Origin of the sequence: Sphingobacterium detergens, assembly GCF_003610355.1 — a bacterium.
Classification (GTDB): domain Bacteria; phylum Bacteroidota; class Bacteroidia; order Sphingobacteriales; family Sphingobacteriaceae; genus Sphingobacterium; species Sphingobacterium detergens.
Genome location: NZ_RAPY01000003.1, coordinates 522,608 through 548,802, shown reverse-complemented (window position 1 = coordinate 548,802; position 26,195 = coordinate 522,608). Strand labels below are relative to the sequence as shown.

General features: G+C 41.0%; 20 protein-coding genes. 11 read left to right on the top strand and 9 right to left on the bottom strand.

Features of this window, described 5'->3' with window-relative positions; translation table 11 throughout:
* Positions 1–15: 15 nt before the first annotated feature.
* Positions 16–435 carry a nucleoside-diphosphate kinase gene (locus tag DFQ12_RS17850; RefSeq protein ID WP_077437233.1) on the bottom strand — a complete coding sequence of 140 codons (420 nt, stop codon included), beginning with the start codon at positions 433–435 and terminating at the stop codon, positions 16–18.
* Positions 436–736: 301 nt separating this feature from the next.
* Here DFQ12_RS17850 and DFQ12_RS17845 point away from each other — a divergent pair, with 301 nt between their 5' ends.
* The 5 genes from DFQ12_RS17845 (at position 737) to galK (ending at position 6,393) form a co-directional block, all read left to right on the top strand.
* A complete protein-coding gene (locus DFQ12_RS17845) occupies positions 737–1,585 on the top strand; it encodes a 4-hydroxy-3-methylbut-2-enyl diphosphate reductase (protein ID WP_120260399.1) in 849 nt (282 codons plus the stop codon).
* An 80-nt stretch (positions 1,586–1,665) separates the two neighbouring features.
* Positions 1,666–2,700 carry a ferrochelatase gene (gene hemH, locus DFQ12_RS17840; protein WP_120260398.1) on the top strand — a complete coding sequence of 345 codons (1,035 nt, stop codon included), beginning with the start codon at positions 1,666–1,668 and terminating at the stop codon, positions 2,698–2,700.
* A 12-nt stretch (positions 2,701–2,712) separates the two neighbouring features.
* Positions 2,713–3,987, top strand: a complete 1,275-nt coding sequence (locus DFQ12_RS17835; RefSeq protein WP_120260397.1) for a metallophosphoesterase — start codon at positions 2,713–2,715, stop codon at positions 3,985–3,987.
* A 202-nt stretch (positions 3,988–4,189) separates the two neighbouring features.
* Positions 4,190–5,239 carry a UDP-glucose--hexose-1-phosphate uridylyltransferase gene (locus DFQ12_RS17830; protein ID WP_120260396.1) on the top strand — a complete coding sequence of 350 codons (1,050 nt, stop codon included), beginning with the start codon at positions 4,190–4,192 and terminating at the stop codon, positions 5,237–5,239.
* Between the two features lie 2 nt (positions 5,240–5,241).
* Positions 5,242–6,393: a galactokinase gene (galK, locus tag DFQ12_RS17825; protein WP_120260395.1), complete on the top strand. Its 1,152-nt coding sequence runs from the start codon at positions 5,242–5,244 to the stop codon at positions 6,391–6,393.
* Between the two features lie 94 nt (positions 6,394–6,487).
* On the opposite strand, the gene DFQ12_RS17820 is transcribed toward galK, so the two are convergent.
* The 6 genes from DFQ12_RS17820 to DFQ12_RS17800 form a co-directional block, all read right to left on the bottom strand.
* Positions 6,488–7,678: a trans-sulfuration enzyme family protein gene (locus tag DFQ12_RS17820; protein WP_120260394.1), complete on the bottom strand. Its 1,191-nt coding sequence runs from the start codon at positions 7,676–7,678 to the stop codon at positions 6,488–6,490.
* 202 nt (positions 7,679–7,880) lie between these two features.
* Complete coding sequence (gene mfd / locus DFQ12_RS17815; protein WP_120260393.1) at positions 7,881–11,219, bottom strand: transcription-repair coupling factor; 3,339 nt, start codon at positions 11,217–11,219, stop codon at positions 7,881–7,883.
* 214 nt (positions 11,220–11,433) lie between these two features.
* Positions 11,434–11,565 carry a hypothetical protein gene (locus tag DFQ12_RS28520; RefSeq protein ID WP_257096529.1) on the bottom strand — a complete coding sequence of 44 codons (132 nt, stop codon included), beginning with the start codon at positions 11,563–11,565 and terminating at the stop codon, positions 11,434–11,436.
* 2 nt (positions 11,566–11,567) lie between these two features.
* Positions 11,568–12,152: a hypothetical protein gene (locus DFQ12_RS17810; protein WP_120260392.1), complete on the bottom strand. Its 585-nt coding sequence runs from the start codon at positions 12,150–12,152 to the stop codon at positions 11,568–11,570.
* Positions 12,153–12,331: 179 nt separating this feature from the next.
* Positions 12,332–13,624: an HAD-IB family phosphatase gene (locus tag DFQ12_RS17805; protein WP_120260391.1), complete on the bottom strand. Its 1,293-nt coding sequence runs from the start codon at positions 13,622–13,624 to the stop codon at positions 12,332–12,334.
* Between the two features lie 300 nt (positions 13,625–13,924).
* Positions 13,925–14,896 (bottom strand): NAD-dependent epimerase/dehydratase family protein, encoded by a 972-nt coding sequence (locus tag DFQ12_RS17800; RefSeq protein ID WP_120260390.1) that lies wholly within the window; start codon positions 14,894–14,896, stop codon positions 13,925–13,927.
* Between the two features lie 108 nt (positions 14,897–15,004).
* Between DFQ12_RS17800 and DFQ12_RS17795 the strand changes: the two genes are divergently transcribed.
* Complete coding sequence (locus tag DFQ12_RS17795; protein ID WP_120260389.1) at positions 15,005–16,192, top strand: formimidoylglutamase; 1,188 nt, start codon at positions 15,005–15,007, stop codon at positions 16,190–16,192.
* A gap of 239 nt (positions 16,193–16,431) precedes the next feature.
* Positions 16,432–17,754: a DNA recombination protein RmuC gene (locus tag DFQ12_RS17790; protein ID WP_120260388.1), complete on the top strand. Its 1,323-nt coding sequence runs from the start codon at positions 16,432–16,434 to the stop codon at positions 17,752–17,754.
* A 267-nt stretch (positions 17,755–18,021) separates the two neighbouring features.
* Here the strand turns inward: DFQ12_RS17790 and DFQ12_RS17785 are convergent, their stop codons facing one another.
* Positions 18,022–19,098: a DUF4407 domain-containing protein gene (locus tag DFQ12_RS17785; protein ID WP_120260387.1), complete on the bottom strand. Its 1,077-nt coding sequence runs from the start codon at positions 19,096–19,098 to the stop codon at positions 18,022–18,024.
* A 169-nt stretch (positions 19,099–19,267) separates the two neighbouring features.
* Here DFQ12_RS17785 and DFQ12_RS17775 point away from each other — a divergent pair, with 169 nt between their 5' ends.
* Together DFQ12_RS17775 and DFQ12_RS17770 are read left to right on the top strand one after the other, a co-directional pair.
* On the top strand, positions 19,268–21,379 hold the full coding sequence (locus DFQ12_RS17775) for a M3 family metallopeptidase (RefSeq protein WP_120260385.1): 2,112 nt from the start codon (positions 19,268–19,270) through the stop codon (positions 21,377–21,379).
* Between the two features lie 129 nt (positions 21,380–21,508).
* Positions 21,509–21,829 (top strand): hypothetical protein, encoded by a 321-nt coding sequence (locus tag DFQ12_RS17770; protein ID WP_120260384.1) that lies wholly within the window; start codon positions 21,509–21,511, stop codon positions 21,827–21,829.
* 139 nt (positions 21,830–21,968) lie between these two features.
* On the opposite strand, the gene DFQ12_RS17765 is transcribed toward DFQ12_RS17770, so the two are convergent.
* Positions 21,969–23,354, bottom strand: coding sequence for a nucleotide sugar dehydrogenase (locus DFQ12_RS17765; protein WP_120260383.1), 1,386 nt, complete (start codon positions 23,352–23,354; stop codon positions 21,969–21,971).
* 308 nt (positions 23,355–23,662) lie between these two features.
* On the opposite strand from DFQ12_RS17765, the gene dnaG reads away from it, so the two are divergent.
* Together dnaG and DFQ12_RS17755 are read left to right on the top strand one after the other, a co-directional pair.
* Positions 23,663–25,666 carry a DNA primase gene (gene dnaG / locus DFQ12_RS17760; RefSeq protein WP_120260382.1) on the top strand — a complete coding sequence of 668 codons (2,004 nt, stop codon included), beginning with the start codon at positions 23,663–23,665 and terminating at the stop codon, positions 25,664–25,666.
* Positions 25,667–25,676: 10 nt separating this feature from the next.
* A complete protein-coding gene (locus DFQ12_RS17755) occupies positions 25,677–26,033 on the top strand; it encodes a YraN family protein (RefSeq protein WP_120260381.1) in 357 nt (118 codons plus the stop codon).
* Positions 26,034–26,195: the final 162 nt, after the last annotated feature.

The following is a 26,195-nucleotide window of genomic DNA, read 5'->3' as shown; positions in this document are numbered from 1 at the left end:
TAGCATTGCTAATGACTAAAATCTTTCAAATTGAGAGAAGAAGAAGTTACCTTCGATAGCCGCATTTTCATCAGAATCAGATCCGTGGATAGCGTTAGCATCGATAGATTTAGCATATTTATTACGGATTGTACCTTCAGCTGCGTCAGCTGGATTAGTAGCACCGATTAATGTACGGAAATCTTCAACAGCGTTGTCTTTTTCTAAGATTGCAGCAACGATAGGACCTGAAGTCATGAATTCTACCAATTCACCGTAGAAAGGACGTTCTTTGTGCACTGCGTAAAATGCGCCAGCAGTTTCTTTTGATAATTGAATGTATTTCATTGCAATGATTTTGAAACCACCAGCAATAATATCGTTTAAGATTGCACCGATGTGACCGTTCGCTACTGCGTCAGGTTTAATCATCGTAAAAGTTCTGTTAGTTGCCATTATTTTAATTTTTTTGCAAACTTAGATAAATTGCTTTTTATATGCAATATAATTAGGTTTATATAAAAAACAATTTATTCACCTTAGTGTGTTAATTTGCGTTACTCATGGTCTTGAAACAAGTCTCAGTTTAACTCTGCTGAATCCGTAAGTTGCGCCTCCCTCCGTCACTGGCAATCTTTTTGCCATGGAAAATGTAATAAGTTCATAGGCAATTGATAATGAACAGAAATAAAAAATCAACTGTAAACAAATCTATTAAATAAATATATTCGATACGAATATGTAACTTTGTAATGTTATGGCATTAAATCTAACAGTAGACATCGATAAGGATTCCGGCTTTTGCTTTGGAGTGGTATACGCTATAGATATGGCAGAGGAGATTTTAGAAGAGGATGGTTACCTCTATTGTCTTGGTGATATCGTACACAATGACGAAGAAGTAGCCCGATTGAAAGCCAAAGGACTGCGTATTATCGATCATGCTGCACTGCCAACATTACAAAACGAGAAGGTACTGATCCGTGCGCATGGTGAAGCCCCCGAAACCTATCGTACAGCGTTAGAAAACAATATTACCCTAATTGATGCATCCTGTCCAGTCGTACTCAAGTTGCAGAATCGGATCAAAACCTCTTTTGATCAGGAGGAAAAGATCTTGATCTTTGGAAAACATGGGCATGCGGAAGTCATCGGTCTACAGGGACAGACAAATAACGAAGCACTCGTATTTCAGGATATAGCTGAGTTGGATGATGCTGATCTGCCAGCTTCATTTACGCTCTATAGTCAGACAACAAAAAGTGTAGATAAATTCTACGCCATCAAAGAAGAGTTGATCAAGAGAGGGTATGAGGTCAAAGCCAATGATACTATCTGTAGGCAAGTGTCTAACAGATATGAGGATCTTGGTGCCTTTGCTCGACAATATGATAAAATTGTTTTTGTGTCCGGTAAAAAGTCTTCCAATGGAAAGGTTTTGTTTGAAGTATGCCAAAAAGCCAATCCCGAAAGTTACTTTATCTCTGACCCTGCCGAACTGGATGCGTCAGTTTTTAGGACTGGTGACCGTATTGGTATATGTGGAGCAACCTCAACACCAATGTGGCTGATGAAAGATGTAAAAGCGAGCCTGGAAGCACTCTAACCTCATTTACCCGTCATAGATATTTCATATTATCGCGAGCGAATCTGCAGTACATGCTTTTTTGTTTATTTTTGTAGGCTATGAGCAATAAAGCCAAAAAAGGTATTCTTTTAGTACAATTAGGTACACCCGATAGTCCAACTACTCCAGACGTAAAAAAATATTTGACCGAATTCCTAATGGATCCCCGCGTCATAGATATTCCTTATTTTCAACGGACATTATTGGTAAAAGGAATTATTGCTCGTACCCGCGCTCCAAAATCAGCGAAAATTTACGAAACAATCTGGGACAAGGAAACTGGCTCTCCCTTGATGCATTACAGTATATTGCAACGAGACCTATTGCAGGAATCGCTAGGGGAGGAGTATCATGTGGAGTTGGCCATGCGTTACCAAAATCCATCCATCGAAGCTGCACTGAGCAAGATGGAGGGGATGCTGCTCGAATCCATTCGCGTTATTCCATTATTCCCACAATATGCATCAGCCACATCAGGCTCGGTAATAGACCGTGTAATGGAGTTGATCCGCAAATGGAATTATTTACCTGAAATTAGTTTTGTAAGCAATTTCTGCACGGATGACTTAATGGCTGAGACATTTGCAGACCATGCTCGAAAACACGATCTTACACATTTCGACCACTTTGTATTTAGCTACCATGGCCTTCCTGTCAGGCAGCTGGGTAAGGTGGATCCCACCGGCAAACTAAAATGCCCTGAATCGGGTTGTGACTCCTGCAAAACAAATGTCAACGCATATTGTTATGTTTCTCAGTGTTATGCGACGACGCGGACGATTGTTGAAAAACTAGGCTTGCAGAAAGAACAATACTCCCTGTGTTTCCAATCCCGTCTGGGCAAAGAACCGTGGATTCAACCCTATACTTCCGATTTGTTGCATGACCTCGCTAGTAAAGGCTATAAAAAATTATTGGTCTTCAGTCCGGCATTTGTGGCAGACTGTATAGAGACTATCGATGAAATTGGCGTGGAATATGCTAATGAATTCAAGGATTTAGGTGGAGAGGAGGTCTGTTTGGTCGAAAGTCTTAATGACGATCCCAAATGGATTGCATCTCTGAAGCAATTGGCACTCAATGCCAAAAATTAAAACGAATTAATGATGTTGTTAGTAAATGCATGTGTTTTACTCATTCTAGATTTTTATATCTTTTTTGCCCTTCGTGCTACGAAGATTAAATTTCCCAAAACAAAAATATTTGCCGTGTTATGGTGGTCGTATTCGGCCCTATTATTATTAGGTGTTTTTATATCCGCCCAATATAACATTCCATTGATTGTACGATCTGTTATTTTGGTCGGGTTCTTTCTGACAGCAGCTTCAAAGATATTCTTCTTTTTGATTTTGTTGATTGATGATATCCGTCGTGGCGGAGTCTGGGTCAAACGCTTGTTCAGCAAGAAAAAATCCGTTGAGGATGTTGTGGCAGATGCTGGCAGCTCGTTACCCGAAAATCCGGTCAAAGGCATCAGTCGATCCGAATTTTTGACCAAAGCGGGTATTTTAATTGGCGCTTCGCCGTTGATTCCATTAAGCTGGGGTATTATTTCTGGCGCATACGATTACCGTGTGAGACGTGTACCTTTATATTTACCTAATCTTCCGAAAGCTTTCCACGGCATGACCATCGCGCAGATATCAGATGTACACTCGGGATCCTTCTATAATAAGACTGCTGTAAACGGTGGAATCGATATGTTACTGAAAGAAAAGGCAGATGTGACATTCTTTACAGGCGATATCGTGAATGCTCAAGCATCTGAAATGCGCGAATACCAAGATATTTTTGCACGGGTGAAGTCTGATTTAGGCGTCTTCTCAACATTGGGTAACCATGATTATGGTGATTACTATTATGGAAAAGAAGATTCTCCCGAGAAGCGAAAAAATTTGAAGGATGTGATTGATGTCCATAAAGTGATGGGCTGGGATCTATTAATGGATGAAAACCGTAAGATTAAAGTAGATGGCGAAGAGCTCTGTATCGTTGGGGTGCAGAACTGGGGAACAGGTCGTTTCCCAAAACATGGCGATATCAAAAAGGCTTTGACGGGAACTGAGGAACAGTCCGTTAAGTTATTATTGTCCCATGACCCTTCTCATTGGCGCGCACAAGTATTGGATACTGATGTCGATGTGATGTTTGCAGGCCATACCCATGGTATGCAGTTCGGTGTACGCGCTGAAATGTTGCAGTGGAGCCCTGTACAATATATTTATAAAGAATGGGCTGGACTCTACCGTGCACAAGAAAATAAGCGTTTATATGTCAATGTCGGCTACGGATTCTTAGGATATCCTGGTCGTGTTGGTATCCTGCCTGAAATTACAATCTTTGAGTTGATTAAAGGACAAGATCCAAAATTTAAGGCTTAATTTACTCTGTATGGAGCCTGTGGCGTTCCGATCTTTGGCTTACTTAACCCTAGAAATGACTAACCATATAGTGGGAAGATGATATCGTTAGTTTTTTTGTTAAGCTTTAAAGGGCTCATCTTTAGATAATTTTACTTTTTAATTTTAACTTTTTACTTAAAAAAGCTAATATTGTGTATTCTGTACACCAGTTATACATAACATGCAATCAACTTTAAACTTTGGGGACTCTCCCCACACACGCGTTAATATTCTTACCGGGGAAAAAGTACTCGTGTCTCCACATCGCAGTAAGCGACCATGGCAAGGACAGGTAGAAGATCTGCCTGGCGATGATAGACCGGCTTATGATCCCAAATGCTATCTATGCCCAACCAATAAACGGGCAGATGGTGATATCAATCCAGATTATAAAGAAAGCTTCGTTTTCGTCAACGATTTTTCGGCATTATTGAAAGATACTAGCCAACAGGAATTTAATGAGGACGAATTGTTTATTGCAGAGACTGAAAAAGGCATCTGTAAAGTTATTGCATTTACACCACGCCATGACCTCACTTTACCCGAAATGGAACAATCAGCTATAAAGGCTGTAGTTGATCTCTGGCAAAAGGAATTTGAGGAACTTTCCAAGGTGGAATGGATCCGTTATATTCAGATTTTTGAAAATAAAGGTGCTATTATGGGTTGTAGTAACCCACATCCACATGGCCAGATCTGGTCACAAAATCATTTACCGGTAGAGATTCAAAAGGAGTGTGTGCAACAGCAAAAGTACTTCGACAGATATCAGCGTACCCTATTAGCCGATTATATCAAAGCCGAACTAAAAAAAGAAGAGCGCATTATTGATGAAAATGATTCTTTTGTCTCTTTGGTGCCTTTTTGGGCCGCTTGGCCTTATGAAGCCATGATTGTCAGCAAGAGAGCTGTGCAAAATATAGCCGGATTTGACGAAAAGGAAAAGGAAGATCTTGCCGCAATACTCAAGTTATTGACCACACGTTACGATAACCTTTTCAAAACATCTTTTCCTTATTCCGCGGGTATGCACCAAGCTCCAGTCAATAATGGAGATCATCCAGAATGGCATTGGCATATGCATTTCTATCCACCCTTATTACGCTCGGCAACAGTCAAAAAATTTATGGTTGGATACGAGATGCTCGCTAATCCACAGCGGGATATTACACCTGAAGTCGCCGCCGAACAATTGCGGAATTGTGCTACCAAACATTATAAATCTAAGTAAGAATGATTGCAAAAGAAACTATAGTAAATAAATTTAAAAGCTTATATCAGGAAGAACCCATTGTGGTTTCCTCTCCGGGCCGAATTAATATAATCGGTGAACATACCGATTATAACGATGGGTTTGTATTACCTGCAGCTATTGACAAGGCTATTTATGTTGCTGTCAGCAGACGTGCGGACGATAATATTGTGTTGTATGCTGAAGACTATCAAGAAAGTCATGAGGTAAAATTAACTGATATCACTATTTCAGAAAAGCACTGGCCGAATTATATCCTTGGTGTGGTGGACCAATACCAAAAGCGAGGTGCCCTATTGGGCGGGTTTAACCTTTATATTGATGGTGATGTGCCATTGGGTGCCGGCTTATCTTCTTCAGCAGCAGTAGAATGTGCTGTTACTTTGGCCCTTAGTGAACTGTTTGAATTAAATGTGGAACAGATTGATATTCCGCAGATCGCACAAAAAGCTGAGCATACCTATGCTGGTGTGATGTGTGGTATCATGGATCAATTTGCGTCGGCCTTTGGTAAAGAGAAAAATGTCATTAAGCTGGATTGTCGCTCCTTGGGATTTGAATATGTGCCACTTGACCTCAAAGGTTATGAAGTGGTCCTATTGAATACAAATGTGAAACACTCCCTTGCTTCGACGGCTTACAATACACGTAGAGAGCAATGTGAGCAGGCATCATCATGGGTAAGAGAGCAATATCCTCAAGTTAAAAATCTGAGAGATGTTACAGTAGATATGCTGGATGAACTGGTTAAAGATAAAGATGCAGATATCTATGCCAAAGCAAGTTTTGTTGTCCGTGAAAATGAACGGGTAGAGAAGTCTTGCGAAGCATTACGCTCTGGGGATATTGAACAGTTGGGGCAATATATTTTTCAGAGTCATGAGGGCTTGAGCAAAGTATATGAAGTGAGTTGTCCTGAATTGGATTATTTGGTTGATTATGTCAAACAATTCCCTGAAGTCATTGGCGCACGGATGATGGGCGGCGGCTTTGGTGGCTGCACAATCAATATTGTTAAAGAGGGTGCCGTTGCATCAATTTTGCCAACCTTGGAGAAAGAATATCAACAAAAATTTGATAAGGAACTTTCAGTCATCCAGGTAGAAATTGCCAATGGTACACGTGTACTTTAGTTAATAAACGAATAAAACAGAAGAGAGCGGGCAGTTGTTATGGACTGTCCGCTCTCTTTTATTTTATAGTATTAAAGGGAGGTGGCGTCCGAATTTAATCAAGTTTCCTCAACGCTTGCTCTAGGTCTTCAATCAAATCTGCTATATTCTCAATCCCAACTGAGATGCGCAGCATGCCCAAAGTAATACCAGAGGCTTTTTTCTGCGCCTGTGTGTGGTGTCCGCCCCACATGCTGGCTGGATGCACGATAAGTGATTCAACCCCGCCTAAACTAGCTGCATTGATGAAAATTTCCAGATTGTTAATTAAAGCCTGTGCATTTTTGAAAGCCTGCTCTTCATCTGTTCCATCAACTTCAATACAGATCATTCCTGAAAAGCCGCGCATCTGGTGGGCCGCCAATTCATGCTGGGGGTGGCTTGAAAGCCCTGGATAACTTACGTTCTTAATCTTAGGATGCCGATCAAGGAAGCTGGCGAGTTCTAACGCATTTGAATTGATTTGTTTGACACGTAGACTCAACGTTTTGAGTCCACGGAGCAGCAGCCAAGAATCCAATGGCGCCAGGGACGCTCCCAGAGCAACACTGCGTTTCCAGACTTTTGCAATATAGTCCTGACTTCCACAGACAATACCAGCCGTTAGATCACTATGCCCACCCAGATATTTCGTAGCACTATGAACAACGATATCAATCCCAAAGTCCCGTGGTGTCTGATTTATGGGGGAGGCAAAGGTATTGTCAACCATACTCAAAATATCATGTTGCTTGGCCAATTCACCAACTGCCTTTAGATCCGTAATATTTAAATTCGGATTGGAAGGAGTTTCGATATAGATGAGTTTGGTGTTTTCCTGAATAGCATGGGCAAAGGCTGCGGTATCCGTTTGGTCCACGGCTGTGACGCTGATGCCATAGTCGGTCAGAAATTCTTTAAAAAAAATAGCTGTTCCTGAGTAATGAGCAAGCTGTGCAACGATATGGTCCCCAGATTTCACAATAGCTAATATGGCGGTACTGATAGCGGCCATGCCCGTCGCAAATACGAGTGCATCTTCTGTTTTCTCCAGTTTGGCGACTACCGCCGCAACTTGGCTATTGGTGGGATTGCCATGACGGTGATAAAAGTAAGGATGTTTGGGTTCGGTCGCTGCCTTGATGTATTCCGCGGGATCACTGTCCGCAATATAAGTTGATGTCTGAAAGATAGGAGCCGTTACAGCAGCGGTTGAATTGAAGTGTTGTCCTTCATGGACGAGTATCGTTTCGGTATTGGATGCCATGCTAATTTTTATTGATAAGTGTCCTTTTTTTAGCTTCAATAGACACATCACATATATGTCTGTTCCTGATAGCCAATAAGAGCCTTCAATATCCTTTCATTGCACTTGGCGCAGATTGCTATAGGAAGGTTTCTTGTATACCCAAATATAAATAAAATCTACTTATTGTGTAGATTTTATTTATAGCTGAGTGCCAAGAGAGTTACGATAACATCTGTTTGAGTAGGTTTAGCGCGTAACTTATTGTATTTACATTACTTAGCGCAAGGCGAAGTTGCCCTTTTACTTCTTTGAGATTGCTGATTTCAGGGTGAGACTGCACAAAAGACAGTACCCGACCAAACTGATCCGATTCAAAATAGCTCGATTTTGGGTTATTGACAAAATACCCTTTTAGTGTATTCTTTTTATAGGATATCTTCTCGAACCCAATTGTTTTTCCAAACCATTGCAGGCGTAAAGTATTGAATAGCTCGAATACTTCGTGCGGGATCGGGCCAAAGCGATCCTCGAGTTCTTTCTCAAATGCCGCCAGCTGCTGCTCGTTCTCGAGTTTGGAAAGCTCCGTATAGAGATTATAGCGTTCGGTGATATTCGTTACGTACTCATCAGGGATTAATACTTCAAGATCGGTGTCTATTTGTGTAAAATTAACATATTTGCGTTCCTGTTCATCCGCAAATACCTCCGAGAACTCATCATCTTTCAGTTCCTGGATGGCTTCATCCAAGATTTTGTGATACATTTCAAAACCTATTTCAGCAATAAAGCCTGATTGCTCTCCGCCCAGTAAATTTCCGGAACCCCGGATATCTAAGTCCCGCATGGCAACATTGAATCCCGAACCTAGCTCTGAGAATTCCTCTATCGCCGAAAGTCGTTTGTATGCCTCCGATGTCAATGTTGATAATGGAGGACTCAATAAGTAACAGAAGGCTTTTTTATTCGAACGACCTACACGGCCCCGCATTTGGTGAAGGTCACTCAAGCCGAACATATGCGCATGGTTGATGATAATGGTATTGGCATTCGGGATATCCAGACCTGCTTCAATAATTGTCGTTGCGATAAGCACGTCAAAGTCATGGTTGATGAATTTGAGCATCACATCTTCCAATTCATCTCCTTCCAGTTGACCATGAGCCACACCGACGCGCGCTCCGGGTACCAGCTTGCGGATTAAATTGCCCAATTGAGGAAGGTCAGCCACACGGTTGTGAATAAAGAAAACCTGTCCACCCCGATCGAGTTCATAACTGACTGCTTCACCGATCAATGATTCATTAAATACGTGAAGCTCGGTCTGTACCGGTTGACGATTGGGCGGAGGAGTAGATATAATGCTTAGATCTCGCGCTCCCATCAAGGAGAAATGCAAGGTCCTTGGGATAGGGGTTGCTGTCAAAGTCAACGAGTCCACATTGGCACGCATAGCCTTTAACTTCTCTTTAGCGGCAACACCAAATTTTTGCTCCTCATCAATAATCATCAAACCAAGGTCCTTGAACTTGACATCCTTACTCACGAGGCGATGTGTACCGATGATGATATCTATTTTTCCTTCCGCAAGACGCGCCAAAGTGTCCTTGATCTGTTTGGTCGTTTTGAAACGGTTGATGTAGTCAATATTGCAGGGAAGTCCTTTCAGACGTTCGGTAAAAGTACGATGGTGCTGTAATGCTAAGATCGTTGTTGGGACTAACACAGCAACCTGTTTGCTGTCAGCAACGGCTTTAAATGCTGCCCGGATGGCAACTTCTGTCTTTCCAAACCCGACATCACCACAGATCAACCGGTCCATTGGATGTGGTGATTCCATGTCTTTTTTTACATCAGCGGTAGCCTTTTCCTGATCTGGCGTATCCTCATAGATAAATGAGGCTTCCAGTTCATTCTGCAAATAGCTGTCCGGAGAGAAGGCATTCCCATGCTGAGCCTTCCGTTTTGCATAGAGCATAATCAGGTCACGGGCAATATCCTTGACTTTCTTCTTGGTCGTTTTCTTTAATTTATCCCAGGCATCCGTACCCAGCTTGTTCATCTTTGGAACTGTACCCTCCTTGCCGGAATATTTTGAAATCCGGTTTAACGAGTTGATATTGACATAAAGCAAATCATTGTCTGCATAGATCAACCGGATCATCTCCTGTGATTTGCCATTGACATCCACCTTTTCCAGGCCGCCATACCGGCCTACCCCATGATCAATATGCGTGATAAAATCTCCGGGTTTAAGGTCCCGTAGATCTTTCAATGTGATTGCCTGCGAACGTTCGTATGCTTTTTTTCGCTTGTATTTGTAGTACCTATCAAATATCTGATGATCTGTATAACAAGCCAATTTTAAGCTGTCGTCCCTAAAGCCTTCTCGCAATGCTTTATGAATAGGGATAAACGTAGCCGCTTTGTCAAGATCCTCTAATATCGTATAGATCCGTTCAACCTGTTTCGTTGAGTCCGAAAAGATCAGATTCTGGATCCGATGGCTCTCATTCTCCTTAAAGTTATGGATCAGCAGATTAAAATCTTTATTAAAAGAAGGTTGTGGATGAATGTCAAACTTGAGTGTGACGTCCCCCTTATAGAAAAACTGCTTTCCAAATTCAATGATCGGGAAATCAAAAAATAGGGCATTGAGGTTTTTCTCGTCGGTAAATTCATACTCCGGATTATGCCAGTCTGGATTATCTTTTTTCTGTTTATCAGTCAAACTGGTCCAGAGTTGTTTTGCTTTTTTCAACCCATCCTTGACAATATCAAGTGTAAACTGGGCGTCTTTGATCCAAATGGAAGCCCCCTGATCGATATATTCCAATAAGGAAATGTGCTGCGAGGTCAGAAACTTGGCCTGAACATTCGGAACAATGGTAACCTTATGGATTTTATTGACCGAGAGCTGAGATTCTATGTCAAATGTCCGAATGCTTTCGATATCATCACCAAAGAATTCGATGCGGTAGGGAAGGTCGTTCGAGAAAGAAAAAATATCTACGATACCTCCTCGTATTGCAAATTGTCCGGGTTCATAGACAAAATCTACACGTTCGAAATCATATTCGATCAAAAACTCATTGATAAAATCAATACTTAAAGCCGTGTTTTCTGTAATCTCCAGCGTGTTTTTCTCCAGATCGGTACGATTGATTACCTTTTCAGCAATTGCTTCGGGGTAAGTGACCACCATCTTTGGTAATTCCGATGTATGATTGAGCGAACTTAATGTTTCTGCACGCTGTAGTACATTTGCCGAATCCGTCTGTGTGAAGTCAAAAGCTTTTCGGTAAGAAGAAGGGAAAAAAAGTACCTGTTTGTCCAGTAAGCTTTCCAGGTCACTTAAAAAGTAGGAGGCATCTTCGTGCGTTGGCAAGATAAAGACCATTGGACGCTCCTGCAATTTGTAGGATGAGACGGCAATAAATGCATCCGAAGAACCGATAAGACCTTTCAGTTGAATCTTTGGATTTTTGGACTGCATGGCCTTTGTAAGCGACTGGACTGATTCGCTTTGGCTGTATTTTTCTAGTATTTCTTGAATTCCCACGAGCAAAAATTTCGAATAATTGCGAATTTAATTAATTCCTCGTAAGTATATGGTATGTTGTGCTAAATTTTTTGGTAAAAAACTTATCGAAAAGATAACTTTTGGTGATAGGACAAGAGGGATATGTCTCTTGAGCTGTGGATGAAAGTACTTTGGCAAACGACCAATTATGCAGCCTGTTACTGAAGACTAGTAATGGAGATTCCGCAATGAACTATTTTGCTAAGTGGAATGTATAGGCAAAGGCCAATAAGATCAAAAGGATCGCCAAATAGAGTAATTTATATTGCTCGTAGGCAGTGACACGATAGGATCCAATTTTAACACGGTTTTTGCTGTTTCTCATAATTAATTCAGGTCAAGCTCAATTCGCTGTTCACTAATATAGCTTTTTAATGTTGTATTACCAAAAGCATGTAGTGCGTTTTGAAAATCTTCCCGATAATCGAACTGAAAGTCCTCATGAAGTTTATCATATTTGCCGACAGCATGTTTAATACGGCCCGTGATATATTTATGCAATTTATGGGCTGCCGATTGATAAGACGAATCAAATAGTCGTTCATAGTCGCCTATGACCCGCTGTAAGATATAAAAGCGAAATTCAGCTTCACTGGTTTTATCTTTGGTGACTTTCTCATGCTCGTTTACCAAACCGCTTGCTTGTTTGACCAGCTTGCTCAGCCCGATAAAATTGCTATGATGCGGTGTATTGCCAATCTGACTTGTTCCGATGTCAAACAATTGAGCTAATTGCTTCCGCAATTTATCAATACGTTCCTCCAGATCATACTCGTTCTCTAACAATTGAAAATGCAATTGTTTCATCAACATTTTGTCCTTACTGATCAGACGGACAAGTAATTTGTCTTTTTCTTTTTGTGGCAGCTCAAGGACAGCTTTCTTTAACTCGGCATCTTGATGTAGAGACATAATGTTTTACGTAAAATGATCTTATTATTAGCGATGAAAGAGCAAAGATGAAAGACGCCTGATTGTTCAGCTAATAGTCTGTTATCCTTGCTCCTTTATCCATATTTTATCAGCGACCTAAAATTAGGTAGACGGGAAGTATCACCCAGACTCTACCGCATAGATCAGCTGGTTGATTGTTAATATAATATTCTAAATTTGATCGTATTGTCAATCTGCTTCAATTGCTTCAATAGATCTTTATCATATTCGCCCTGAATATCTGTAACGGCATAGCCAATATCGCTCCTGGTCATTAAAAACTGTGCAACAATATTGATGTTGTTTTGTGCATAGACCTTATTGATTTGGGCCATGATACCCGGTACGTTTTTATGGATATGCAGCAATCTTGTCACCTGTTTTACTTTTGGTAATACCAGATTTGGGAAATTGCGGCTGAGATAAGTGTCACCATTGTTGATAAATTCGGCCATACGACGTGGTATAAATTCCGAATTTTTCTTTTTACTTTTCTTATCATCAAATACGACAATTCCTTTGGCATTGCAGATATCTTTATTGATATGCCCCTTGATATCGCCCAGATAACCGATTGTTTTTAATTTATCGGCCTGTTGAAGCTGTTCATCAGTGATGTCAATATTGTCGCCTAGCAAAAGCATGCCAACATCTTTTACATATTTCTCTTCGAAAGTCTCTTTCGTACGGATCGAGAAACCATCTCTTTTCAGAATATGGGCAGCAATTTCCGGAACATCACCAACAATGAGACAAAGGATACGGTTTTTAGGGTAAGAGATCGCGCGTGGTAGATCATTTACATATAAGAATTCATCAAAGCTAGGCGTGATGAAATCCGCTTTTTCAGTGACACTTTTACGTTGGATGTTCTCGGTGAAGGCAAAAAACTTTTCGATTAAACCCGATTCTTTCAATTGGAAATCCGAATAACCATCGCCAATACCAAAAAGTCGGCCTTCGATATTCAGTTGTTTTAAGAGCTGTACTTTTCCGCCTTCAGTGGATAGCGGATTATCTTCATCAAAGCCGATGATATTGCCTTCCGCATCGAATCTAAATGTGTTCGCATAGATATTTTCGGTTTTGATATGATAAGGAGTCACCACAGGGGTGATAAATTCCTTAAATCCTCCGGAAACAATCCAGGCCGTATCCGAATGTTTTTTAAAAAATTCACGATTACGTGAGAAAGACGTTGAAACCTTTTTCTTGAGGTGAGATACCAATTTATCCAGGTGACTTTTATTCGCGTTTAGCAATTTCACACGACCGGCCAAGGCTTCACGGAAAGAGAGTTTTCCCTCCATGGCAAGATTGGTGTATCGTTCAATTTCATTGTAGATAGATTCGCGGTCAGGATGATTTTCGAGTGAGATCCGGGCGAGCTCATCGAGCGCTTCTACTTGGGTAAATGTACTATCAAAATCAATGATGTAATAGTTTTTCATCGTAATTATTTGTTTTTTAGTGGTGATGAATCTATCATGAGGATACTTATTTATTACTATCGAACTGTGATTTAGTTAACCATGATGGTTTCATCTTAATTATTTGTTTTTTAATGGCGATGAAGCGATCATGGGCAAACTGTCATTTCCTTGGTAAGCAATTGGAGCTTTTGATGGTTTCATCGGGATACTGTTTAGCAAATGAAACAATCATAAACACGCAGGCTTTATTTTGAATCGGATAGTTTGGTAAGCTCATGACGGGTTCAGGGTTCGGTTGTTTAATATTTTATATTGTTTTTACTGTTTGCTGTACAAATTTGCAATTTCTTTTAATGTCTGTTCCAATGGACGGTAACTGTGGTTCAAGAGTGACTGTACCTTCGCATTGGAGTACTGTAATTTGGCACTCGATGCTGCTGCCGTTTCTTTGGTCAGCGAAGAGTCCGATTTCTTGAAGACAGCGAGCATGCTGGAAACAGTGGATGCGATCTGAAGAAGAGTCTCGGAGACTTCAATCGTAGGTTCGGGCTTGTTCATCAGGACGCTGGCCACACTAATCAGATCTTTATTGGGAATGTTGAGGTGATTGATAATATAGCGTTCAGCAGTAATCTCGCCCTTTTCCATCAATTGGATCATAATTGACGCGACATCCTCCACATCGACGATGCCGACACTCCCTTTCGGATAAAACTTCAATCCCTTATTGATCATTGAGAATATGGCTCCAGATCCTTTGTCTTTGGCCGCCGCTCCCAATATCACCGAAGGGTTTACGATAACGGCATCCAGCCCCTCCGTAATACCGCGCCAAACCTCCATTTCCGCCTGATATTTAGACAGCGAATAGTTGGAGGTTGTGGGGCTATGCTCCCAATGGTCTTTTTCAGATACCGGTAAGTTGTCTTTGTTGGTGCCCAATGCGGCGATCGAACTAACATGGAGTAGACGAATGTTTTTCTCCAGGCAAAGGTTGACAATATTTGCTGTTCCTTCTACATTGACCTTAAAGAGTGATTTAGCATCTTTCTTCTGATAGGACACCAGTGCCGCGCAGTGATACACTTTCGTTACGCCTTCCAGCGCGTCTTCCAGTTCAAAATAATCGTTGATGTCTGCATCAATCCACTGAATCAACGAAGAAGATAACAGGCTGGCTGGAATAATCGATTGAGCTCTCTTGGTCGCAATGACGTCAATTCCTTGATCGATCAATTGTTTGATCAATGTAGATCCTAAAAAACCTGTTCCTCCTGTTATTAATATCACTTGATAAAGATACTGTTAAAAATAATGTTTTCAAAAGTTAGTTAATAAATGGATATTTGTGTGAGTTGCATCCCGAAAAAATAAGATGTTTTAAACAAATTATAGCTTATGTCATCATTGTCCGTATTCTTTAGCCCGATTTCAATTGCAAGTATCTCTCCAGAGCATGGTTTCTTAAATTCCCAATTAGGGAATGTGATTCAGGCTTATGAAACAGATTTTCCCACTTGGGAGGAAAATGAACAACCTCAATTGGCTATTATCGGTGTACAGGAGGATCGGGCATCGGTCAATAACAACGGAACGGATAAAGCTCCGGATGCGGTACGCAAACACCTTTATACCTTGTATCAAGGGGATTATAAGATGAATATTGTCGATCTGGGGAATATAAAAGCAGGTAATACCATTCAGGATACCTACGTGGCCTTGAAATCGGTGGTAGAAGAATTAGTAAAGACGAATATTCTCCCGATTATTATCGGTGGAGGACAGGATCTGACCTATGCACAATACCTAGGCTACCAGAATTTGGAACGGAAGATCGAATTGGCTATTGTGGATTCGCGTTTCGATCTCAATCAGGAGGAAGCTGAAAATGTCAGCCTCAATTCTCGGTCTTATGTCAATCACATTATTTTGCATCAGCCCGATTATCTGTTTAACCTGAATTCCATTGCTTATCAGACCTATCTTGTCAGCAAAGAGTCCATCAATATGTACGACAAATTGTTTTTCAATGCAACCCGAGTAGGGATGATCGCAGGTAAAATGGATCAGTCTGAACCACTTATCCGGGCTGCTGACCTGATCAGTTTCGATATTGGCGCCATACGGGCATCAGAGGCACCGGGCAATGCCAATGCGATTCCAAATGGCTTGTACGGAGACGAAGCTTGTCAGCTTGCACGTTATGCAGGTATGTCGGACAAATGTACTTCTATTGGTTTCTACGAATTGAACCCGACATTTGATCCCATGGAACAGACCGCAATGTTGGTTTCTCAAATGATCTGGTGTTTTATCGACGGTTATTATAATCGCAAGCAGGATACACCGTTGTATCCCAAATCGTCCTATATTATCTATCGTACCACACTTGAAAATGAAGAACACGAATTGGTTTTTGTGAAAAGCAAAAAATCAGACCGCTGGTGGATACAAGTGCCTTATTTTGGATCAAAATCTGTCAACGAAAGGTACTACCTTGTGCCATGCCGTTATGAAGATTACCAAATGGCCGTATCAGGGGAAATGCCCGATCTATGGTGGAAAACCCATCAGAAGTTGCAGTAAATAAGCATAAAGCAATATCTTGCTTGTGTCTTAATGCAATGTCTAAATTAAAGCGGTATTGGATTGAAGAAAGCATTACCCAGTTGCAGCGGCATAAACTCATCAGTCGGTAGTGGTATAACCGGTCAAAAAGATTGTTGCATACTGCTGTTGGCACGCAAACTTAACATTAATCAAATTTGGTAGCAGATGTTCTGTCACGACAGGTAAGAAGCTGCTATTCTCGTAAAATATAAATCATGGAAATATTTTTCTTTGCAGGAATTGTCTTGTTGTTGGTCATTTTGATCATATTGGTGTTGAAAAGAAATGGCGCTCCTACTGTGGATGTGGGGCAGAATAAAGAAGTAGAGGCATTGAAAATAGAACTGGCACGTTCACAACAACGAGAACAAAGTTTGCTGGAAGAACGTTTAATGCTAAGAGATGAATTGGACAAAGAACGTGAGAGTGTATTGGTTGCCGAGCGTTCGCTGGAAAGTACACGTTCATTCTATGAGGCCCAAATGGATAAATTTCAGGAGCAAAAAAATGAAATTGCCGAAATAAAAAGGCAGTTTAACAATGAATTTCAGGTTATCGCCAATAAAATATTGGAAGAGAAAACTCAGAAATTTACCGAAACAAACCACCGCTCACTCGGACTGATCCTAGATCCGCTCAAGGAGAAAATCAAGCTGTTTGAAGAGAAGGTAGATAAAAATTATAATCAGGAAGCGGCCGAACGAAATTCCCTGAAAGGTGTCGTGTTGCAGTTGGTCGAACAAAGTCTCAAGATTAAAGATGAAGCCAATAGCCTTACCAAAGCATTAAAAGGAGATACGAAAAAGCAGGGTAATTGGGGTGAAGTGATTTTGGAAAGAGTCCTGGAGCGTTCGGGACTGATGAAAGACCGTGAGTTTAGGTTACAGGTTTCCTTAATGGATGCTGAGGGGCGGAGAATGCAGCCCGATGCGATTATAGACCTTCCCGAAGATAAACATCTTATTGTCGATTCTAAGGTCTCCTTGATCGCTTATGAGCGTTGGGTAAATGCGGAGACTGATGAAGACCGAGTGATTTTCGCGAAACAACATGTACAGTCCGTTGAAAATCACGTGAAGGAGCTCTCCGCCAAAAACTATCATGAGTTGTACGGGATAGAATCGCCCGAATTTGTCTTGTTGTTTATGCCGATCGAATCTGCATTGAGTATGTCTGTCGCAGAAAAACCAGACCTATTCAGCGATGCTTGGGATCGCAAGGTCGTTATCGTTAGCCCTTCGACACTGTTGGCGACACTGCGTACTATCGCTAGTATATGGAAGCAAGAGCGTCAGACACGCAATGTGATTGAAATCGCCAAAGAAGCAGGAAGTTTGTACGATAAATTTGTGAGCTTCCTGACGGATATGGAGCAGGTTCAAAATCAGTTGGAACGCGCACTGAAGAGCCATGAAGATGCGACCAAAAAACTGTCGACAGGTGCCGGAAATGTCATCGGGAAAGTGGAGAAGCTGAAACGATTGGGAGCAAAAGCAAATAAACAGATCGACGCTAAATTTCTGGACGAAGACGAATAATTAAACCTTCCCGTCCGACAGGTTCTGCAGGCATAAGAACAAAGATTGAAGAGCTGGTCATAAAAGCGCTAGGCTTCTTGCAAACAAGCTCTTCAATCCTCAAACTAAGGCCGTAAGCCGAAGGCTTGAACTCAGTAAAGTTTCACTACTAAATACTCATACCTCAATGCTAATAGATAAAGCCAACTCACTTATATAACATAAGCCGAAGGCTTGACCCACCAAAGTTTCAATACGCACTACTCAATACTCAATACTAATACCTCCCTACAGCTCTTTCATGCGTTTATTGATCGAAACATCGACGTAAGTATCCTTTAGACGATCAACAGCCTCTTTCTCGACAACGAGATTCGTGTCTGATTCGTAATCATGTCGGGTTCTTAGGTTTTGGATTTCATTGTCATAAGGATCACGTCCGGCCAACAGTTTGACAATGACAGGAAGACATTCTAAAAACACAAAGAGTAGCGCGATAAAGAATACCGCATTTGCATTGGATTCATTGACCTTTCCATTGGCATCATAGCGTAGATTACCTAGCGCTGAATTGCGATCCGCAAAACCTGCGACGTTGACTGCACTGTCCAGCGAGGCATTTGACAAAACCTTTTGATCCAGTATTCCCTCAAATTTTTGCTTTTGACGGATAGCATTTTGTTGTGCTGCGATCTTATTACGTAGGGTGTCCAGATAAGCTTCTTTCTTTTTGAGATCTTCTTCCTTCATTTTAGCATAAGGGCCATAACCCATCACACCCGATGTCTCTGTGGTTTTATTCCCATAGATTTCATAATTCAATTTGGTGCGATCGGTCTTGATACTAGATTCCAGTGAATCACGTTCTACACTTATCGCTTTTAGTTGATTGACCTCATTACTGTATTTTTTATTGAATGTACTGTTCAGGGTATCAATTTTTGCGCGTTGGTCAGCGAGGAAACGTACGCGTAAATTCTCACGGATCTCCTTGTCAAAAATTTTCAGTTCCAAAGGCCGAGAAATAACTAAACCAATTAAAATAGCCAAGAGAATACGGGGTAGCGCCTGCAAGAGTTGCATCCAGCCACTTTTTGATTTGTTGATACTCAGTACGATATAGCGGTCCATATTGAAAATAGCCAAGCCCCAAATGATCCCGAATACGATCGCCAGGAACCAGTCTAGTGTTCCCCCACTAAACACAAAATACATAGCATAGCCGCCAGAAAGACTGGCAAACAAACCAGTAAAAAAAATAGTAGCACCTATGGCTGTGTACTTACTATGCTCCTCCGGATACTTTTCAAGAGTTTCTTGATGTACACCTGCACATCTCCAAAAGAAACGGTTAATAGCGCTCATTTAAATATTTTTACCCAAATTGACAGATTATTTTTAACAAGGTTACGAATAAGTTTTTGTTTTACAATAGGATGACGTTTTTTCGGTCGGCTGCGATGCAAAGAACCGGGACTCCTGTATTTGCCTAATTTTATTATCTTTGGAAAAAAATCAGGAATAATCAGACGATATGAAGAAAAGACAACTTTTGCCATTTTTAATGATAGTGGCAACTGCGATTGTTGGTTGTGAGGAAAAAAAAATGATGACAGATAATCCTCTTTTGTTAGCCTATGAAACACCCTTTAATGTTCCACCATTTGACAAGATCAAAACCGAACATTTCAGGCCTGCCTTTGAGGAGGCAATAAAAGTGCATAATTTGGAAATTGACTCTATAGTCGATAATTCCGATAAAGCGACTTTCCAAAATACGATAGTAGCCCTTGAAAATGCTGGAAGCTTGCTAAATAATGTATCTACTGTATTTCATAATCTCAATTACGCAAATACGAACGATAGCATTCAGGCGATCGCAAAAGACCTAGCCCCAATATTGTCTAGCCATTCGGATGAAATTTCGATGAACTCCAAATTATTTGATAAAATCAAGGAAGTTTGGAATAGCCGTAATACACTTGGTCTGGACGCCCAAGACAACAAACTCCTAGAAGAGACTTATAAGAGCTTCGTGCGTTCTGGCGCAAACCTAAAAGATGCGGATAAAGAAAAAATGAAAAAGATCAATGCCGAACTTTCGACATTGACAACACAGTTCGGACAGAACCTATTGGCTGAAACCAATGCCTACCAACTGGTGGTTGATTCGGCGAGTCAATTGGAAGGCCTACCTGAATCATTAAAAACTGCGGCTGCCGAGGAAGCTGTTGCCAAAGGTAAAAAGGATAAATGGGTATTTACCTTACAGAATCCTTCGATCATGCCTTTCCTGCAATATGCCAAAAATCGGGAACTGAGAAAGCAGATCTGGGAAGCATATCAAATGCGTGGCAACCACGATAACACAAATGATAACAAAGAAATCATTCAGAAAATCGTCAACCTTCGTCTTCAAAAAGCGAAGCTATTGGGCTATAAATCGCATGCGGCCTATGTCTTGGAGGAATCCATGGCTAAGACACCTGAAAATGTATATGCTTTATTGAATAAGCTATGGACACCGGCTTTGGCGAAAGCAAAGGGCGAAGAGGCGGATATCGCAAAAGAGATTAAAGGCGAAGGTGGTACTTTTGCGGTTGCGCCTTACGATTGGAGATATTATACAGAAATTATCCGCAAAAAACGCTTTGCACTGGATGAAGATGAAATCAAACCTTATTTGAGCTTACCAACAGTACGTGAAGGCGCTTTTGCAGTAGCAAACAAACTATATGGTTTGACATTTGTTGCCCTCAACAATGTACCGACCTATCATAAAGAAGTAGAGGTTTACGAAGTGAAAGACAAAGATGGTTCACATCTGGGACTTTTGTATGCAGACTTCTTTCCACGTGAATCTAAACGTGGTGGCGCTTGGATGACATCTTACCGCGATCAATCTACAAAAGATGGTAGACGTGTTCCTCCGGTGATCTCTATTGTATGTAATTTCACAAAACCTGTGGGTAAAAACCCTGCATTGCTGACATTTGATGAGGCGACTACGCTATTTCATGAATTTGGACATGCTTTACATGGACTACTTTCCAATGTCAGATACAGATCAATGGCCGGTACTTCCGTACCACGTGACTTTGTCGAATTGCCATCACAGATCATGGAAAATTGGGCCGCAGATCCCGAGGTATTAAAGACCTATGCAAAACATTTTAAGACCAAAGAGGCCATGCCAGATTCATTGATCCAAAAAATGGAAAAAGCAGGTACTTTTGATCAAGGCTTTGCAACAGTGGAATATCTTTCAGCAGCATTGTTGGATATGGATTACCATGCGACAACCAAGGAAATTTCGAAAGATGTCAACGGATTTGAAAAAGCAGCCATGAAGAAAATAGGTATTATTGACGCAATTATCCCGCGTTATAGAAGTACTTATTTTCAGCATATCTTTACTGGAGGTTATTCGGCAGGATACTATGCTTATATCTGGTCGGAAGTATTGGATTCAGATGCTTTTGCAGCCTTCAAAGAGAAATCTTTGTACGATAAAGCAACAGCGGATTCATTCCGTAAGAATGTCCTCGAAAAAGGAGGAACAGATGATCCGGCAAAAATGTACCGTATCTTTAGAGGTGCAGACCCAGATCCGAAATATTTATTGAAAAAAAGAGGATTGAATTAATCCATTGCAAAACAAAAAAAGGAGATATATAAAAATATATCTCCTTTTTTTGTTTTAATACTTGTTATTCTAAAAACAATGCTTACATTTGGATATTATTTATAATGAGTCTAAATAAATGTAGATAGTATGTGTGATACCAAGATTCTAAGTCAACGCGGAGATACCCACATTAGTGTTTGCCATAAGTGCAGAACATATTATATCTGGCAGCAAAGTTTTGTACTGACATTTACACAGAATAAGTTTTTCGATTTTCTGAACATCATTAAGAGTAATGGCGACGAACTTTTCTTCAGTTCATTCCCGGATGGTGAATTTCGCTTGATTATGAAGACGCCTTATCCTGATATTGTTTTCTCGTTTGACGAAGAGCAATGGCAAAACTTTAGGGATGCATTACAAGAATCGTATTACATGAATGAATTTTATGGCATGTTAAACAATTAAGATAAAAAGTCCTGTTGCTTCGCTTGTGTTTCATCTCTCTTTCCTTATGCGTTGCCAACAGGCACAAACAAAACCCTCAGTGATATCCGTATGAACATACAGATAGCTACTGAGGGTTCTTCTTTATCTCGTGATGCGGTTATTCGCCTATCGCATAATATTTAAAATCGAGATCTTCAAGCTGTTTTCGATTCAATAGTTTCCGGCCATCAAATACAAAGGCAGGTTTCTTCATCTGATCTTTTATCTTCTTCCAGTCATAGCTTTTGAATTCATCCCATTCTGTTAATATGGCAACAGCGTGTGCGTCGTCACAGGCTTCATAAGGCGTATTGACAACTTTGACCAAGAGCCTATTTTCTTCCGATGAACGCGTGTTCAGATAATCCAAGTCAGCGTAAATACGTTCCGCAGATACTTTCGGATCGTATACTGTAATTTCGGCCTGTTCATTTAACAGATAATCGGCTACGTAGATCGCCGCAGACTCACGCGTATCATTGGTATCTTTTTTAAACGCCCAGCCCAAAAAGGCAATCTTTTTTCCTGATACCGTATTGTACAATGTCTGGATGATATTGTCAGCAAAACGTTGCTTTTGATAATCATTCATTAAAATAACCTGATCCCAGTATTCAGCGACTTCCGTAAGCCCATAACTGCGTGCGATATAGACGAGGTTGAGAATGTCTTTCTGAAAACATGATCCGCCGAAGCCAACCGATGCTTTTAAAAATTTAGCGCCGATACGTGTGTCCATACCAATCGCTTTGGATACCTCATCGACATTGGCTCCCGTTTTCTCACAAAGAGCAGAGATCGAATTAATAGAAGAGACCCGTTGCGCCAGAAAAGCGTTGGCGGTCAATTTAGAAAGCTCGGAAGACCATAGATTTGTCGTCAAGATTTTGCTTTGATCTACCCAATGCGCATAAATATTCACTAATGCTGCAATTGCTTCTTCATTTTCACCGCCGATAAGTACACGGTCCGGATTGATCAAATCCTGTATTGCCGTCCCTTCGGCCAAGAATTCCGGATTTGATAAAATATGGAAATTCACACCGTTACCGGTATTATCAAGGATACTTTTCAATGCCGCTGCTGTACGTACCGGAAGAGTGGATTTTTCGACAAGAATCTTATCATCTTTGGCGACTGAAGCGATCTGACGAGCACATAGCTCGATATATTTTAAATCCGCAGCCATCCCCTTTCCTTTTCCGTAATTTTTGGTTGGGGTATTGACCGAAATAAAAATCATATCGGCCTCATCAATAGCCTTGTTGATATCGGTTGAGAAAAACAAATTGCGCCCCCTCGCTTCAGCAACGATTTCTTGGAGTCCCGGTTCATAGACAGGGAGGTTTTCCAGGTTTTCATCATTCCAGGCTGCAATGCGCTCGGCATTCATATCAACAATGGTGATCTCAATATGAGGACATTGTTTCGCAACAACCGACATGGTTGGCCCACCCACGTAACCAGCTCCTATACAGCATATTTTCTTGATAGTTTTACTCATTTTGATTATCTTAATCAGCTATAAATTGAACAACAAATGTAAAGAATTCGAAATTGTTTTTTGTCGATAAAAGTCAATATTTCATTTCGAAACTGTAAAAACAGGACGTTATTGTAGCATAGAGGTTCCATCGGAGCCTTTGTTCGGCTCATTTTGAAGGTATAAGAACTAAAGTGGGCGGATTAGCTGGGGTTAAATCTCTTTTTGAGCAGTTTGATTAGACAGTAAAGGGTTGGTATAAATAATTGGATCGGGACTAAAATCTATCAGATTTATACTAATTTTACATTAAAAATAGGAGCACGATTTTGATAAAGCAAGAAGTTATTGACAAAGTACTGGAAACGGCACGGATAGAGGAAGTGGTGGGTGACTTCGTTGATTTAAAGAAGCGTGGTACCTCGTTGATCGGAAACTGTCCATTTCACCACGAAAAAACACCTTCATTCCACGTTTCTGTCTCAAAAGGTATCTACAAATGTTTTGGCTGTGGTGTTGGGGGGGATTCACTCAAATTTGTGATGGAACTGGAAAAGTTCTCCTATCCCGAAGCGATTCGTTACCTGGCTGATAAATATTCCATTGAGATTGAAGAGGTTGAACGTTCTCCAGCACAGCTCGCTGCGCAGGATAAAAGAGAAAGTCTATATGTCTTGAGTGCCTGGGCCGGTAAATTTTTCGTAGAACAGCTCTGGAAAAGTGAAATGGGACAAGTCATCGGACTCAACTATTTCAAAGAGCGGGGATACCGCGAGGATATCATCAAGAAATTCGAACTGGGTTATTCGCCCGAAGAGTGGACGGCACTGGTGGATAAGGCACAGGAAGCCGGCTTCCATCCGGATTACCTGGCTGCAAGTGGACTGGCTATTGAGCGTGACGATAAATCGCTCTACGATCGCTTTAGAGGGCGTGTCATGTTCCCGATCCATAATCTAACCGGACGTATTATCGGGTTTGGTGGACGTACGCTAAAGACTGATAAGAAGGTCGCTAAATATGTAAACTCACCCGAAAGTGAGATTTATCATAAGTCAGATGTACTCTATGGGTTGAATTTTGCCAAAAAGGCAATTATGGAAGAGGACAACTGCTATCTCGTCGAGGGTTATGCGGATGTTCTATCTGTACATCAGGCCGGTGTTGAAAATGTGGTTTCTTCTTCGGGAACCTCCTTGACCACAGGTCAGATTAAATTGATTTCCAGATTTACCAAAAATGTCACTATACTCTATGATGGGGATGAAGCAGGTATAAAAGCCTCATTGCGTGGTACCGATATGTTGCTGGAAGAAGGGTTAAATGTAAAGGTATTGCTCTTCCCGGATGGGAATGACCCTGATTCCTATGTGCAAACCTATGGAGCCACAGCCTTTAAGGATTACGTGAAATCTCATCAGCAGGATTTTATCTTCTATAAGACTAATATTTTACTTCGCGATGCCAACAACGATCCGATCAAAAGGGCAGAAGTAATACGTGATGTTGTTGAAAGTATTGCTTTGATTCCCGATGAGATTAAAGTTTCTGTTTTTATTCGGGAATGTAGCAATTTATTGGATATTGAGGAACGTATTTTGCTTGCTGAGCTCAACAAGATAAGGCTGAATAAGGCAAAAAAGGCCGATAAGGATGCCTCTCGCAAAGCTCAAAATACCCCAGCAAATACGGGTATGCCACCTTTTGGAATGGATGGTCCACCGCCTGATTTCTTTATGACAGATGATGAGCGTGGAGGTGTGCCGGCAATGGAAGCAACGGAGCAGCCTACTCAGCTGACCGCTGAGATCCTGCAGGAACGTGAGATCGTCCGTATCCTGATCAACTACGGCGATTACCTGGCGACCTGGGAAGGGGATGGCGATATTCCGGTTGCAGGTGTCTTGTTGGGTAATATCAGCGATATCGAATTTAAAGATAAGGGTGCTGCATTTATTCTGAAAGCTTATCGGGATGCTGCTGAAAATTACGAAATCCCCGATGCAAAATTATTCTATTCCCATGCTGATTCCGCAGTGTCCGAACTGGCGATCAATTGCGTGGCGACGAAATATTCACTCAGTGAAAATTGGAATGACGATAAACGCAAGATCTATGTGACTCAGGAGTATGAGCATCTCAAACAATTGGTTGTAGAGGCTATCTATCGGATAAAAAAGCAAAAGATAGGCGCAGAAATGCATCATATTCGTGAGGAAATGAAGCAAGAACAGGATGTTGCTAATCTGGAAGTGCTTATCTTTAAGTATCAAAAACTCAAAGAAGCGGAGCGTTTATTGGGGGGATTTTTGGGAAATACGATTGTAAAGTAATCCGGATAATATGGCGAAACATCTTGAAATAGGAATACAGGGCGAACAGTTGGCCATGGAATACCTGATCGAGATGGGCTATAAAATAATGTTAAGAAATTGGCGATTTAAGAATTTAGAAGTAGATTTGATCGTCATGGATGGGGATACCCTGGTATTCGTGGAGGTGAAAACACGTTCGACGACAGATTTCGGTGAGCCTTATGAATTTGTGGATGTGCGCAAGCAACGGCGACTGATTCGGGCGGCGCAAGCCTATATATTAAAACATGCATATAGTGGTGAGGTGAGATTCGATGTCGTAGCGGTAACGAATAGCACACATGCAGAACTTACTTATATTAAAGATGCATTTTGGGATAGTTGAGAATAGTATTGCGCTATTCGATCTGAAATGAAATATCTTGGCTGTGTAAGTCATCAGATTACCAAATTTCTGGTTTTGAATCAGACTTTTTGTATTATAAAGATGAAACGATTACGGTTTATTCAAACATACTGTTTTATAAAAATGCGATCGTTTCATCAG